Source organism: Sporosarcina luteola, from assembly GCF_023715535.1.
In the GTDB taxonomy this organism is placed as follows: domain Bacteria; phylum Bacillota; class Bacilli; order Bacillales_A; family Planococcaceae; genus Sporosarcina; species Sporosarcina luteola_B.
On sequence record NZ_JAMBOI010000002.1, the window covers coordinates 524197 to 538429 of the forward strand.

The 14233-nt window shown below is 44.1% G+C and carries 13 protein-coding genes and 1 tRNA gene; 6 read left to right on the forward strand and 8 right to left on the reverse strand.

Annotation, left to right across the window (positions count from 1 at the left end):
• Positions 1 to 232: 232 nt before the first annotated feature.
• The 3 genes from M3191_RS06100 to M3191_RS06110 form a co-directional block, all read right to left on the reverse strand.
• Positions 233 to 1807, reverse strand: coding sequence for a peptide chain release factor 3 (locus M3191_RS06100; RefSeq protein ID WP_251699010.1), 1575 nt, complete (start codon positions 1805 to 1807; stop codon positions 233 to 235).
• A gap of 135 nt (positions 1808 to 1942) precedes the next feature.
• Complete coding sequence (locus M3191_RS06105) at positions 1943 to 3433, reverse strand: UDP-N-acetylmuramoyl-L-alanyl-D-glutamate--2,6-diaminopimelate ligase (protein WP_251699012.1); 1491 nt, start codon at positions 3431 to 3433, stop codon at positions 1943 to 1945.
• Positions 3434 to 3457: 24 nt separating this feature from the next.
• A complete protein-coding gene (locus M3191_RS06110; protein ID WP_251699014.1) occupies positions 3458 to 4507 on the reverse strand; it encodes a M42 family metallopeptidase in 1050 nt (349 codons plus the stop codon).
• Between the two features lie 96 nt (positions 4508 to 4603).
• On the opposite strand from M3191_RS06110, the gene M3191_RS06115 reads away from it, so the two are divergent.
• A complete protein-coding gene (locus M3191_RS06115) occupies positions 4604 to 6214 on the forward strand; it encodes a two-component system sensor histidine kinase NtrB (protein ID WP_251699017.1) in 1611 nt (536 codons plus the stop codon).
• A 75-nt stretch (positions 6215 to 6289) separates the two neighbouring features.
• Here M3191_RS06115 and M3191_RS06120 read toward each other — a convergent pair whose 3' ends face one another.
• Complete coding sequence (locus tag M3191_RS06120) at positions 6290 to 7675, reverse strand: aldehyde dehydrogenase (protein WP_251699019.1); 1386 nt, start codon at positions 7673 to 7675, stop codon at positions 6290 to 6292.
• 317 nt (positions 7676 to 7992) lie between these two features.
• Between M3191_RS06120 and M3191_RS06125 the strand changes: the two genes are divergently transcribed.
• Positions 7993 to 8151 (forward strand): hypothetical protein, encoded by a 159-nt coding sequence (locus M3191_RS06125; protein WP_251694979.1) that lies wholly within the window; start codon positions 7993 to 7995, stop codon positions 8149 to 8151.
• Positions 8152 to 8227: 76 nt separating this feature from the next.
• Here M3191_RS06125 and M3191_RS06130 read toward each other — a convergent pair whose 3' ends face one another.
• Complete coding sequence (locus M3191_RS06130) at positions 8228 to 9073, reverse strand: DNA-3-methyladenine glycosylase family protein (RefSeq protein ID WP_251699021.1); 846 nt, start codon at positions 9071 to 9073, stop codon at positions 8228 to 8230.
• 130 nt (positions 9074 to 9203) lie between these two features.
• On the opposite strand from M3191_RS06130, the gene M3191_RS06135 reads away from it, so the two are divergent.
• From M3191_RS06135 to M3191_RS06150, 4 genes are all read left to right on the forward strand, one after another.
• Positions 9204 to 9276: transfer RNA gene (locus M3191_RS06135), tRNA-Val, on the forward strand.
• A 400-nt stretch (positions 9277 to 9676) separates the two neighbouring features.
• Positions 9677 to 9787, forward strand: coding sequence for a YjcZ family sporulation protein (locus M3191_RS06140; protein WP_251699023.1), 111 nt, complete (start codon positions 9677 to 9679; stop codon positions 9785 to 9787).
• Positions 9788 to 9980: 193 nt separating this feature from the next.
• A complete protein-coding gene (locus tag M3191_RS06145) occupies positions 9981 to 10844 on the forward strand; it encodes a manganese catalase family protein (RefSeq protein ID WP_251699025.1) in 864 nt (287 codons plus the stop codon).
• 164 nt (positions 10845 to 11008) lie between these two features.
• Positions 11009 to 11242: a hypothetical protein gene (locus M3191_RS06150; RefSeq protein WP_251699027.1), complete on the forward strand. Its 234-nt coding sequence runs from the start codon at positions 11009 to 11011 to the stop codon at positions 11240 to 11242.
• Between the two features lie 165 nt (positions 11243 to 11407).
• On the opposite strand, the gene qoxD is transcribed toward M3191_RS06150, so the two are convergent.
• The 3 genes from qoxD to qoxB are packed head-to-tail and all read right to left on the reverse strand — an operon-like array spanning position 11408 to position 14232.
• Positions 11408 to 11689 (reverse strand): cytochrome aa3 quinol oxidase subunit IV, encoded by a 282-nt coding sequence (qoxD, locus tag M3191_RS06155; protein WP_251623711.1) that lies wholly within the window; start codon positions 11687 to 11689, stop codon positions 11408 to 11410.
• 1 nt (position 11690) lies between these two features.
• Positions 11691 to 12287 (reverse strand): cytochrome aa3 quinol oxidase subunit III, encoded by a 597-nt coding sequence (qoxC, locus tag M3191_RS06160; protein ID WP_251699029.1) that lies wholly within the window; start codon positions 12285 to 12287, stop codon positions 11691 to 11693.
• Positions 12274 to 14232 (reverse strand): cytochrome aa3 quinol oxidase subunit I, encoded by a 1959-nt coding sequence (gene qoxB, locus M3191_RS06165; RefSeq protein WP_251699031.1) that lies wholly within the window; start codon positions 14230 to 14232, stop codon positions 12274 to 12276. The genes qoxC and qoxB overlap by 14 nt, the downstream gene beginning before the upstream one ends.
• Position 14233 lies beyond the last annotated feature (1 nt).

Here is a 14233-nt window from a genome sequence, read left to right on the forward strand (position 1 = left end):
TAAATAATCCGCGGGTAAACATAATCGGAAATTTTATCGATCATTTCCGGGGAGTTATCGATCAATTCCGGGGATATATCGATCATTTCGGAGGAGATATCGATCATTTCCCGGAAGTTATCGATCATTTCCCAAGTTTTATCGTCATTTCGTGACCTTTGACCCGCTCAAAAACAGTGCATCGAACAATAGAAAAACCGGAGAGACCAAGTCCCCCGGCTTAACTAATAAATTATAGCAAACTGTACAGTCGGATGTCCGGGAATTTATCACCGAACCAACGAAGTGCAAATTCATTTTCAAATAAGAAGACCAAATTATCATAACGATCCTTCACGAGCATGGAACGTTGCCCCGTCATCGACTCTTTCACATCGCTTTCATTTTCAATCCAGCGAGCGACCTTGGAGCCGATATGCTCCATGTGGACATCAACATTGTATTCGTTTTTCATACGATGCTCGAATACTTCGAATTGAAGTTGACCGACGGCGCCCAATAAAACTTCTTCTGTATGCAATGTTTTGTAATATTGGATTGCGCCTTCTTGGACCAACTGAAGGATTCCCTTATGGAAATGCTTCGACTTCATGACGTTTTTCGCTGTGACACGAACGAACAGCTCAGGCGTGAACTGCGGCAGCGCTTCGAACAGGAAATTCGACTTCCCTCCGACAACAGTGTCGCCGATTTGGTAATTCCCCGTATCATACAAGCCGATGATGTCGCCTGCAACCGCCTCATTCACCGTTTCGCGGTCATCAGCCAGAAATTGTGTTGTCTGTGATAATTTAATCGTTTTTGAAATTCGTGGGACTGTGACCGACATTCCCCTTTCGAATCCGCCCGATACAATCCGGACAAAAGCGATGCGGTCACGGTGAGCTGGATTCATATTCGCCTGGATTTTAAAAATGAACCCTGAGAACTCCTCTGAATTCGGATCGATAAGCTGGTCGTCCTTCGTTTTCCTCGGCTGAGGAGGTGGTGCAAACTGAAGGAATGTCTCCAAAAATGTCTGCACTCCGAAATTCGTCAAGGCACTTCCGAAAAACACGGGTGTTAACTCCCCCTTGGCGACCCTTTCCACGTCGAACTCATTGCCGGCTTCATTCAAAAGCAGAACGTCTTCAAGCGCCTGCTTGTAATAAGAAGTTTCCGTCATCGGATGCTCGACTGCCAGCTCCCCTTCTTCATTCAAAGGAAGGAAATGGCTATCCCCTTCGACACGTGCCTGCTCTATACGATTGTTGTATCGGTCATAAACACCGATAAACTCCTTGCCCATGCCGATCGGGTAATTCATCGCGTATGATTCGATTTCGAGTACCTCTTCCAACTCTTCCATCAGTTCGAGAGGCTCTTTCCCTTGGCGGTCCATTTTGTTCATGAACGTGAAGATTGGAATGCCTCTCATCCGGCATACTTTAAACAGTTTAATCGTCTGAGGTTCGATTCCTTTTGCCGAATCGACCATCATGACAGCGGCATCGACCGCCATTAATGTTCGGTATGTGTCTTCACTAAAGTCTTCGTGTCCAGGTGTATCGAGAATATTGACACGCTTGCCGTCGTAATCGAATTGCAGCACGGAAGAAGTTACTGAAATTCCACGTTGCTTTTCAATTTCCATCCAGTCTGATGTTGCATATTTTCCTGTTTTCTTTCCTTTTACGGTACCTGCGTCACGGATGGCACCGCCGAAATAGAGCAGTTTTTCCGTCATCGTCGTTTTCCCGGCATCCGGGTGGGAAATGATTGCAAACGTGCGCCGTGATGCAATCTCTTCATGTATAGGTTTTTCCATTTTGTCTGAACTCCTTCTTTTCCACTTTTCTAAGCATAGACAGATTGCAAGTCATTTTCAACAATTTTTTCTCCATAGCGCAAAGTCTTTTACTAAAAGGAAAAGAGCTATCTCAATTGACAGCTCTTCATCTTCCTATTTCTCTATATAACCTCTGCCGAACTTCTTCTCCGCCTCATCCAATGCGATCTCTGCATCGGAATGGGGAAGTTTTTCTCTGCCGACAATTTGATAGTCCTCATGCCCTTTTCCGGCAAAGATGATAATATCCCCTTTTTCAGCGACCGAGATAGCATGCCTGACTGCTTCCTCACGATCGCCGATGCACGCGTATTGATCGTGTTGCATGCCCGCTTCTAGCTCTGACAAGATTGTTTCATAAGCTTCATCACGCGGATCATCCGTTGTCAGCACGACATAGTCAGCGATCGATGCCTTCTCAGCCATGATCGGACGTTTAATCCGATCCCTGTTGCCGCCTGTCCCGATGACGAATATCAATTTGCTCCCAGCATCTTTATAAGGAAGCACTGCTTGAATCGCCTTCTCGATTGCATCGGGGGAGTGTGCGTAATCGACATAAATGGTCAACGGCAACTCCGTATCGACTTTCTCCATCCTGCCTTTTGCAGAAGGAATAACTGCAAGCCCTTCGAGGATCACATCCATCTCAAGGCCCTTTGCATATAAGGCTGCAATAACTGCTAGAGCATTATAAACATTGAATTCTCCAATGAGCGCCATCGTGACGTCGAAGCCTCCAACCGGCGAATCCAAGTGGAATGAAGTGCTGTCGACTGTCATCTTGACGTCCGTTGCACGGAAATCCGCATCATTGTAAAGTCCGTACGTAAATACGGGGAATGAGGTCATTTCCTTCATTCGCTCTCCCCAAGGGTCATCCACATTGACAACGCCACACTTCGACTGCGCAAGATCTTGTCCAAGCTGCGCAAATAAAAGCCCTTTTGCATTTCCGTAATTCTCCATCGTTCCATGGAAATCCAAATGGTCATGCGATAAATTTGTGAAAATCGCAATATCAAATTCGGTGCCCGCCAGTCTTCCTTCGACAAGTCCATGAGACGAAACTTCCATCGTCATCGTGGAACATCCTGCATCAGCCGCTTGCTTGATCATTTGCTGTGTCGTCAGCACATCCGCTGTCGTATTTTCAGTTTCAAATAAAATACCGTCCAAATTGAAGCCGATTGTACCTGTTACTGCAGATTTTTCACCAGCATATTGCAATACGGAATGGAGCATATTGCCGATGCTCGTTTTGCCGTTCGTTCCCGTCACGCCGACCATCGTCATCCGCTTGGAAGGATAGTTCAAGAAGCGGGGTGCAAGCAAAGAGATCGCTCTTGACGTGTCTTCCACATAGACGACTGCCACTTTGTCCAAATCGGCTTCGACAGGACTGGACGCCACGACCACTCTTGCCCCATTGTCAATCGCTTTGTGAACGAATGCATGTCCATCCACAGTGAACCCTTTTATACAGACAAATACACCCCCCGCATTGACGGAACGTGAATCGACTGCAATATCCGTTACTATATCGGGTAAAACCCCTTCTACTCTCTTGATCGGCAAACTTGAAAATAAATAATGGGTCTCCATACCGAGTCCACCTTCCAACAATTATTAGTTCATCATTTCGGATACTACATAAGCATGCAATAATTGTGCTGTCGCTTTCAAGGAGTCGACATGAGTCCTCTCCAGCGCATGGGAAGATTCAATTCCCGGACCGAACAGTGCATGTCTAACATCGAAGCCCGCTCGGATTGCAGCAGATGCATCCGATCCATAATAAGGGTAAATATCAAGCTTATACGGGACACTCCCTTTTTCACAAAGAGTCGTCAAGTGCCTCGTCAGCGCATAATGGTAAGGCCCGCTTGAATCTTTCGCACATATCGAAACAGTGTACTCATCGGAAGTTTGTCCATCTCCGATCGCTCCCATATCGACAGCAATATACTCCACGGTTTCGTTCGGGATATTTGAATTCCCGCCATAACCAATTTCTTCATTGTTCGAAATGTAGAAGTGAGTCGTATTCGGAAGTTCCGTTCCGTTTTCCTTCAATGAACGAATCAATTCCAACAGAAGTGCAGTACTTGCTTTATCATCGAGATGTCTTGATTTGACAAAACCGGTTGGCGTCACTTCAAATCTCGGATCGAATGAAACAAAATCTCCCACTTCAATGCCAAGCGCCCTCGTTTCGGCGGCATTCGTCACTTTCTCATCGATCCGCACTTCGATATTGTCGGCATTTCTTTCTGCACTTCCTGAATTACGGTAGACATGGACTGTCGTCTGACGCATCAAAATCGTCCCGCGGACTTCTTTGCCGGAGGCAGTATGTATATGGCAATACTCACCTTCCACCGCATTCCAGTTAAACCCGCCAATCATAGTCAATTTCAGCCTGCCATTGCTTTTGATTTCCTTCACCATCGCTCCAAGCGTATCCGTATGGGCGGTCAACAGCCGGTGGCGTGAATCGTCCTTCCCTTCCAAAGTTGCGATAACAGCCCCTTTATTCGTCCGTGTAAACGGGACTCCGATCTCCCCAAGTTCGTCAATGATGACTTGCATTACTCTTTCAGTGAAGCCAGACGGACTTGGTGTTTCCACCAGTCTTTTCAATAACTCAATTGTTCTTGACTCATTAAATTGATGCATCTCTCATCCCTCATTTCTTTTTCTGAAACTTCTGTTTCCAATATAAAACAAATGTTGTATGATACTTATAATACTACTACTTTCCGAGGTGCATCAATGGAAAACGGTCACTCCCTTCAATCTAAAAATAAATGTCTCATCATTTCTTTCGGTTTAATCGTTCTCCTTCAACTAATCGCATCACCTTTTTTTGACCAACCGTTATATGTATTGCCTATTGCAGCTTGTGCTCTATTCAACCTCAGCCTTTTTGGTTTTCTGCATTTTGGAAATCCGAACCAAAAAATAATTAGTTGGCTAATCATTGTCGGAAGCAATTTTTACATTCTTTCCTTGCTGTTTGTCAACGCAGACTTTCCCTATCTGTTCTTTTTGTTTTTCCCTATTATTATATCTCTCATCTTTAGCGACAAATACTTACTCATCGCCATGCTGGTTTTAACTGCTGTCGAATTAATCGTATTATTGAGGATTCTAGGCCCATACTTCTACCCAGTTAGAGATGCAAAAATAATAATCCACTTCAGTTTCTTATTCATTCTCGTCATGGTGCTACTCTTCTTCATTACAGTGAAAATCGGTCCGCAAATGAAAAAGCTGCTCATTGAAAAAGAAGTGATGAGTATGACTCTTTCCTCGAAGGACGGTTACTTGGATTTGTTTTTCGAACATGCGCAAGATGCGATTGCAGTGTTCAGTCTTGATCAAAAGCTGCTTGCCGTCAATCCCGCATTTGAAGAGGTATACGGGTGGAAAAGAGAGGAGTGCATCGGCAAGTCCATTCAGTTGACACCCCCATCGGAATTCGTAGGAAAGGCAGAGCGCCAGCGATATCTACTGCAAGGAAGGAGCTTTACAAACATCCGGTCAAAAGAGCTTCGCAAGAACGGAACTGTATTTGAAGCAGAAACGACCATGGCACCAATCTATGATAAAAATAAGGAAATCGTAGCATTATCCCTGATCACTCGTGATATAACGGAAAAAATTCAAGCAGAGCGCCTGAAGATTGAAGCGATTAAACTGAATGCAATTGGTGAAATTGCTGCGACTGTCGCCCATGAAGTACGGAACCCGATGACTTCAGTAAATGGATTTGTCCAATTGATGAATGAAGATCCCGATAATCCTTATCGAACGTATACGGAAATAATGGAAAATGAAATTGAAAGGATCAATTTAATCGCGAATGAATTCTTGATTTTATCCAAACCTAATATTAAGCAACGGAAGGAAATTGACGTAGAAAATGCGATTATAGGAGTGATTGACCTTTTTGCAGAGGAGCTGAAAATGCGCCAAATTAATTGCTCGCTGTTTTTAGCGGAGTATCCGTCAACTGTTTTCGGGAATGAAGAAAGTTTAAAACAGGTATTCATCAATCTCATGAAAAATTCTCTGGAGGCAGTACAGGATGGTGGTACCATCTCATTTTATAATTCAATTGTTAATCATACTATTTCCATTACATTGACCGATAACGGCCATGGGATGGATCAGGAGACGTTCAAACAATTGTTTATACCGTTCTTTACGACGAAGGACGGAGCTACGGGACTTGGGCTCGTTATTACGAAAAAAATAGTGTTGGATCATGGCGGGAAAATTGATTTCAATGAACTTCGAAAAAAGGGCACTGAATTGACCGTGACTTTTCCCATTTATTCACTTAATAAAAGTATAGGGCTTGCTACGCTTGCGGAGTAATAACCCGTATTTTCACCATACTGAAAACGTGCGAAGGAAAAGCCTGTACATTCCTTCGCACGTTGCTTTCTAGTATTAGCGGAGTAGAGACTTTACAATCGCTAGTTTTTTTCCATATGGCGGATATCCAAGTCGTACCGACACTTTTGTACTTTTCTTCAATATGGATTTCGAATGAGTGAATAGGTCATAGCTTGCCTTTCCATGATAGGCATTCATGCCGGATGCACCGACTCCACCAAAAGGCAGATGGATATTGCCGACGTGGGAAATGGTATCGTTAATGCAGCCTCCGCCAAACGGAAGTTGTTCCAAGAAATAATCCTGCGCCTGTTCGTTCTCAGAGAAAAGATAGGCTGCTAAAGGTTTGGGTAGTTGGCGGATACGTTGAATAGCCTCCCCTAAATTCCGATAGGACAATATTGGAAGAACAGGACCAAATATTTCATCCTCCATCGCTGGCCCGTCCCATGAAACTCCATCCAATAGAGTCGGACTCACATATAGGTCATCTCGGTCAAATTTTCCACCAATGACGACATGGCTCTTTTCCTTATTGATTATTTCGGCTAGTCGATCAAAATGCTTTGCATTGACGATCCTTCCATAATCCTTACTTTTCGCGCTGTCTTCTCCATAGAAGTCGTGTATGCAGTTAATGAGTTCCTCTACTAGTTTCATCTTCACCGTTTCATGGACGAGAACATAGTCAGGGGCTACACAAGTTTGTCCGTTATTCACGAATTTGCCCCACACAATCCGTTCCGCAGCCCTCTTCAAGTTAGCAGTCTGATCAACGATAACAGGACTTTTCCCTCCCAACTCCAACGTGACCGGCGTCAAACGTTCCGCCGCTGCCTTCATGACAATCTTCCCGACAGCAGCACTGCCGGTGAAAAATATATAATCAAAAGGTGCATGGATCAGTGCGGAAGTTTCCTCGATACCGCCTTCGACGACTTGTACATAGTCTTGAGGAAAAATTCCCGTCAAGATGTCATTTATGATGTTAGCTGTATGGATAGTCGCTTCAGATGGTTTGACGACCGCACAGTTTCCTGCAGCAATAGCACCCACTAACGGATCCATGATTAACTGAAAAGGGTAGTTGAAAGGTCCAATAATCAACACGGATCCATATGGTTCCCGAACGATAAAACTTTTTGCCGGTTGCAGATGTACTGGCGTCTTCACAGACTCAGGCTCCATCCATTCCTTCAAATGTTTCATCATGAATGAAATGCTAGATAATACGAATCCAACTTCCGTCACATACGATTCAAACTGGCTTTTCCCTAAGTCTTTCTGCAACGCTTCAAAAATCTCTTCTTCCTTTTGAACGATCGCTTTTTGTAAACGACCCAACATGCCTAACCTGAATTCCACATTTTTTGTAGCTCCGGAATCATAAAAGTTTCGCTGAAATGCGATTTTCGATTCGATATCTCGAGAAAATTCCACAAATACCCCGCTCCTTCAACAAATCATATTGTCAATATAGCAAAAGAACTGAATTCACTTCGTCAAATTCCGACCAATTACGCAGTTTGGGGAATTGAACGCCAACATATACTATGATTACTTAATTCATTAATTTGCACCCGGAATTTGAGTGTAACAACCTATATCGCCAATGAAAAAAGGCTTGTTTATCCGATTGGCAAGCAATAGGTCTAATGATTCCTTTTCGGTAGTACGCGTTTCAGTCCCTCTCATTCACGGGTAAAGACATATCACATAGCCACAAACCAATACTGAATGAAACGGAGGAAATGAACATGACAACAACAGAAACTTGGTGGGAAACAATTTTTGAGGGGAATCTTTCATTAGGTCTCAACAAGGAGCGCGTCACAGACCTGGATAATGAAACTTTCCTCTACTTTGACCCAAAACATGAAATGGATCATGATACTAACCAAAACCATACACATTAATTAACACTAATTGACATGCTTCCCGATTGACGGGAAGCTTTTTTATGCCCTGCTCCAGGTAAGTTTATGCTCCTTGTTATTCTATGCTTCTCCACAAATATAACGCAGCATAACTTAAATATGGTGACCACGACGGAAAATGGACAAGCATTTCATCAACAGTCGACTTACGGTCTAGATTCCATAAGTGTTGTAATGCATTTTGTAGACCGATGTCAGCGACAGGAAACAAATTCGGCCGCCCTAGCCCGAACATGAGGAAGTTTTGGGCAGTCCACGGACCAACTCCGCGATGCTTGACCATCTCTTTAATCACTTCATCATCATCCATCCGAGTAAACTTCGATAAATCCAACTTGCCATCCACTATCGATCTAGACAATCCGATTACATATTCCGCTTTCCGGCCACTGAATTGAAGCTTTCGCAAATCCTCCACATCGAGCGCAGCAATTGTTTCTGGATTCGGATATCTCCACACTCCATCCTGGTAAGAACCAAAAGATTCTACAAATCGCATTGTTAACACATGAGAAAAAGCCAAATTCAACTGCTGGTGAATGATGTTTTTCATTAACGTACCATAAAGTGAAAAACTTTGGATGAGAGGCGTACCAGCATGATCCTTGAAGAGCTTTTCAAGATCCGTATCGATAAAATGATCTGCAATTTCATCCAACGGACGGTCAAAATGAAATACGGACATAAGCTGATCAACCTGCTTTGTATTCATCGCATTTTTCAATAGGAAGGATGGAGACTCTATCGAACCTAAGCCATATAGGCTGACGATATTCCCTTCCTCCATCGGAATGCGGATTTCGCGTTTCGTAAGGTCCACAGCGTTCACAGGATCCCCCGCTAGTCGTTCCAGTGCTCTATCAAAGTCGTATGCGAACGGAATCGAAAATTGTGCATCCATGATCATCACCTCTTTTCTTCATATTCTACCTTTTTTTCGTGCTTTAAAAAAACTTTTAGAAAAAGTGTTGACTTCTATGGAAAACAAGCTATAATAATAAATGTGCAGTAAGCAAGCAACACTTTCTCCCGATTCCGTAGCTCAGCTGGGAGAGCGCTACCTTGACAGGGTAGAGGTCGCTGGTTCGAGCCCAGTCGGAATCATTAGGTGCCAAACCTATTGGGACAACCGTCGGAACAACGGTTGATCCCGTATAAACAGACCTATTAGGCCGGATGCCTAGGGTCTGTTTTTTTACTACTACTATTCCTAACGACTTAAGTACACGACTAGCTTCCTGATTATCAACAAAAAAATATCAGTGGTTAATCTGACGTTTCTTCTTTTACTACAATATTAAAATGCTCTTTGATAACCCCCCTCTCTAACGAATACTTTCCACAAGCGCTTTCCATCTCTGACATGCGCTATTCCGAACTCCTTTCAACAATCCCCAGAAATCGTTTTTTTCCATCCCTAATTCATCCCGTCACCTGATATCTGTCCAATTCACCGCAAAACCACTTCATATACTGTATTACAATTCACGAGGGAGGTGGTTCTATGGGTTCAGGTACAGGTGGGTATGGATATGGCAGCAGCTTTGCGTTAATCGTCGTTCTGTTCATTCTCTTAATTATTGTAGGTGCCGCCTTCTACGGTGGCGGATATTAAGTTCAGCATTCGACTCAAGCCTCTGCCCTTCAACAAGAAAACTACCTCACAATACAGACCCTCGGCTTGAGCCGAGGGTCTGTTTTTTTATTCTCTCTTCCGCGGCCTGTCACTTGTTTAATTGTGTCAAAGTCACTGACAGATTAATACACTAACTTGAAGAAGAGTAGGCAGAAAAACAGGAGGTATGGATGTGTTCTATCATATAAAGGAATTGCAATTCCGTTCCAAGCCAGAAAGGCCGGATCCTTTGTTTGCGAAGCAGCTGCAGGAGATTTTAGGAGGACAATTTGGAGAGATATCCGTTGCATTGCAATATTTGTTCCAAGGGTGGAGTGTTCGGGGCAATGGGAAATACAAAGATTTATTGATGGATACCGGAACGGAAGAATTGGCTCATATCGAAATGTTGGCCACGATGATTGCCAGACTTTTAGACGGCGCGCCTGTCGGGGATTTAGAAGCCGCCGCGAAGGATCCAATTATCGGCGCGATTTTAGGAGGAATGAATCCGCAGCATGCAATCGTTTCAGGCTTAGGCGCCATGCCGGCTGACAGTGTCGGAAACAGATGGACGGCTGACTATATCATCGCTAGCGGTAATCTTCTTGCTGATTTCAGGGCAAACCTCAATGCCGAGTCGCAAGGGCGACTACAAGCTGTCAGGCTATACGAGGCAACCAATGACCGAGGGGTCAAAGACATGCTTTCTTGGCTGATCGCCAGGGATACGATGCACCAAAACCAATGGCTTGCGGCTATACATGAATTAGAAGCAAAAGAGAACGTAGTCGTACCAAGCACATTCCCGAAAGAATTGGAGAAGCGGCAAGTTTCTTATACTCTATTCAACTTTTCGCGGGGGAATGAAAGCGCCGAAGGTCGTTGGGCACACGGACCAAGCATAGACGGCGAGGGAGTCTTTCAATACATTGAAAATCCAGTACCATTCGGAAAGATACCAACCCTTCGCCCAGCCCCACCGTATATACATGACACTCCTCCCTCCGTCATCATGGATAGAGGCATGCATTTGGGACCTCCAAACATCTGTTAACTAATCCTTACTGCTTGAGCTTACAAAAAAGTCCGATGTAATGGGTGTGCCAGGTTCAGAACTTAGCACACCTATAGCCACTCACCTTGATTAAAAAACAATATCCGAAAAAAGTTTGACAACTTTGTGAACAAGGTAAATAATATAGAAAAGGGGTGTTGGTAATGGAATCCAAATTTAAGATGTTAAATGCCGTTAAGATTGTAGGTCTTACAGTGCTAGCAATCGGAATCTCCATTTTCTTATACGGTTTCTTTGTAAGCGATTACAGCGCAATCACCGGCATCGGAATTGGAACTGTGATGGGAGCTATTTTCATTTTCCTGATGGGGGTCTTCTTTGTCGCAACGGAAGAAATGCTCGAAAAGACGGAAAAAGGGATGCGCAGCATTCAATAAAAATGAAAGGAGCGCCCATAGAGGCGCTCCTTTCATTTTACGTCTAGACTCCGGGCGCCAGATGCTCGGGTCATAAGCCATCCCTGCTGCGAGGCAAAGAACGCCTCTTCGCAGGGTTGTCTTATGCCTATCGCATCTAAGCAGGCACCCTTCGCTTTTGTTCTATTACATATCCCATACCAATATTAACAACGTTCCGAAGATGGTGACGAGCGCGATAGCGATTCCGTAATAAATATTTGCGTAAATCGCCACTTTGTCTTCCGACTCGCCTGCATGCATAAAGCCGACAAGTTGAACGGCAGCCTGAATGAAGGCCGTAGCCAAAAGAATCGTCATCCCTACCGCAAATGACACATCCAAGAAGTAGACCGTTAAAGCTGCAGCAGTCAGAACTAACGAAAAGACAAATCCCATAACTTGTTTACGCGGGAATAATTCGCTCATGTTACATCATTCCTTTCAAGTAGATGAAGCTGAAGATGAAGATCCAGACAACATCTAAGAAATGCCAGTATAGTGAGAAGATGAATGATTTATTGGCCGTCTCTGGCGTCAACCCACGTTTTTTCACTTGCATGATAATGAATAGTCCCCAGAAGAGACCGACTGTCACGTGCGCACCGTGCGTCCCTAATGTCGTCAAAAGGATGCCTGTGAATGCACTCACTTGAAGGCCTGCGCCAACATGGACATAATGTGTGAACTCATAAATTTCGACGCCCAAGAATGCCAGTCCGAGGAGTAATGTGACGGCAAAGAACGTCATCATTGCATTTTTTCTACCGAGCCGCATGGCATGAACGCCAAGACCGATTGTAAAACTACTTGTTAACAGTAAAATCGTTTCAATGAGCACCGGCGTTATTTCGAAAATCTCTGCGCCAGCCGGTCCGCTTCCCGTACGATGTTCCAATGTAAAATAGGTTGCAAAAAGCGTCGCAAACAACATCACTTCAGCCCCCAGGAAAATCCAGAAACCTAATATGTTCAACTTATTCTGTTCTGTACCATATTCGAGCGGAAGCGAGTTATCGGTTTTCATCAGCTAACACCTCGCTATCTTTTTCTGTTGCTTCTATTTCTTCGACAGGAATGTAATAACCGTCGTCTTTTTCAAATGATCGGTGAGCCATGCATGCAAAGATTGCAATGGTCGTAATAATCGCCGGAATCCACATACTGAATATGAATGAGAAGCCCCAAACAAAGAAGATGCAACTCATGATAAATGGCACTCCGCTGTTATTCGGCATATGAATCTTTTCAATGCTTCCTTTGAATAAAGGCTGACCTTTTTTCTTATAATCCCAGAATGCTTCGATGGAATCGACATGCGGTGTCCGAGCAAAGTTGTACGATTGAACAGGAGTCTGTGTCGCCCATTCAAGTGTACGGGCATCCCACGGATCTGAACCGATATTTCGTGAAGAATGCCGCGTGCTGTAATAGACGTTATAGACGATTAATGCAAAGCCGATCGCCAGACCAACTGCTCCCACAAAGGAAAGCATGTTCAATGGACCATATCCAGATGCTTCAGAGTACGTGTACATCCGGCGCGCTTGCCCATCCAATCCAGTGAAGAACATTGGGAAGAATGTGACGTTAAAGCCGATTGCGATAAACCAGAATGCCCATTTTCCGATTCGTTCATTGAGCATGAAGCCGAACATTTTCGGCCACCAGTACGTAAGACCGGCCAGCATCGCGAATACGACACCCGGAATGATTGTGTAATGGAAATGCGCAACCAAGAACATCGTATTATGGTATTGATAATCGGCACTCGCCATACCGAGCATGACTCCTGTCACCCCGCCGATTGTGAAGATCGGGATGAACCCTACTGAATACAACATCGGAACTGTAAATTCAATTTTCCCTTTCCGCATTGTCAACAGCCAGTTGAATATCTTAATTCCCGTTGGAATCGCAATCGCCATTGTTGTAATGGAGAAGATACTATTGGTTAGAGGTCCTTGCCCCATTGTATAGAAGTGGTGAGTCCAGACTAAGAATGAGAAGAAGGAAATAATCACAATTGAAGCGACCATCGATGTATACCCGTAAAGATTACGGCGTGAAAACGTGGAAATGATTTCACTATATATACCGAATGCCGGCAAAATGAGGATATATACTTCCGGATGTCCCCAAACCCAGAACAGGTTCGCCCAAAGCATATCCATTCCGCCATTAGTCATCGAGAAGATATGGGTGCCGAATAGACGGTCCATCGTTCCCAACAAAAGTGTAACTGTAAGGACTGGGAATGCGAAAACTACAATCGCGTTCGTGATTAAAGCAGTCCAAGTGAACATTGGCATTTTCATCAATTTCATACCAGGTGCTCTCATCTTAAAGATTGTCGTAACGAAGTTAATACCCGAGATCAATGTACCAATACCGGCTATTTGAATCGACATCAAATAATAATTCGTTCCGACGGATTGACTGAAGTCATTCCCTGCAAGCGGGAAATACGAAGTCCAACCAGCATCAGGAGAACCCCCGATAACGAATGAGATATTGAATAACATTGCACCCATAAAGAACAACCAGAAACTAAGTGCATTCAAACGTGGAAACGCTACATCGCGCGCCCCGATTTGTAAAGGTACAACGAAGTTCATTAGCGCATAAATGAATGGCATCGCCATGAAGATAATCATTACTACTCCATGGGTCGTAAATACTTCATTGTAATGTTGTGCATCCAACAATTTGTTGTCAGGCACGGCAGTTTGCGCCCGCATCATCAACGCATCAACACCGCCCCGGAATAGCATGAGCAATGCAGCAATGATATACATGATGCCGATACGCTTATGATCAACAGTTGTCAACCACTCGCGCCATAAATAACTCCATTTTTTAAAATATGTTAAGCCTATTAAAATCGCAATAACGGTTAGACCGATGGCAACCATAGATGCGTAAATTGCAGGGCTAGGATGAGGTATGGCGAATCGATCAAAGTAATCCATA

Bases quoted from the DNA above. Each gene is read 5' to 3' on its own strand.
- M3191_RS06140 (WP_251699023.1), top strand. From the start codon at position 9,677: ATGGGTTCAGGTACAGGTGGGTATGGATATGGCAGCAGCTTTGCGTTA.
- M3191_RS06115 (WP_251699017.1), top strand. From the start codon at position 4,604: ATGGAAAACGGTCACTCCCTTCAATCTAAAAATAAATGTCTCATCATT.
- qoxC (WP_251699029.1), bottom strand. From the start codon at position 12,287: ATGAAAACCGATAACTCGCTTCCGCTCGAATATGGTACAGAACAGAAT.
- M3191_RS06130 (WP_251699021.1), bottom strand. From the start codon at position 9,073: ATGGATGCACAATTTTCGATTCCGTTCGCATACGACTTTGATAGAGCA.
- M3191_RS06125 (WP_251694979.1), top strand. From the start codon at position 7,993: ATGACAACAACAGAAACTTGGTGGGAAACAATTTTTGAGGGGAATCTT.
- M3191_RS06100 (WP_251699010.1), bottom strand. From the start codon at position 1,807: ATGGAAAAACCTATACATGAAGAGATTGCATCACGGCGCACGTTTGCA.
- M3191_RS06150 (WP_251699027.1), top strand. From the start codon at position 11,009: ATGGAATCCAAATTTAAGATGTTAAATGCCGTTAAGATTGTAGGTCTT.
- qoxB (WP_251699031.1), bottom strand. From the start codon at position 14,232: ATGGATTACTTTGATCGATTCGCCATACCTCATCCTAGCCCTGCAATT.
- M3191_RS06105 (WP_251699012.1), bottom strand. From the start codon at position 3,433: ATGGAGACCCATTATTTATTTTCAAGTTTGCCGATCAAGAGAGTAGAA.
- qoxD (WP_251623711.1), bottom strand. From the start codon at position 11,689: ATGAGCGAATTATTCCCGCGTAAACAAGTTATGGGATTTGTCTTTTCG.
- M3191_RS06110 (WP_251699014.1), bottom strand. From the start codon at position 4,507: ATGCATCAATTTAATGAGTCAAGAACAATTGAGTTATTGAAAAGACTG.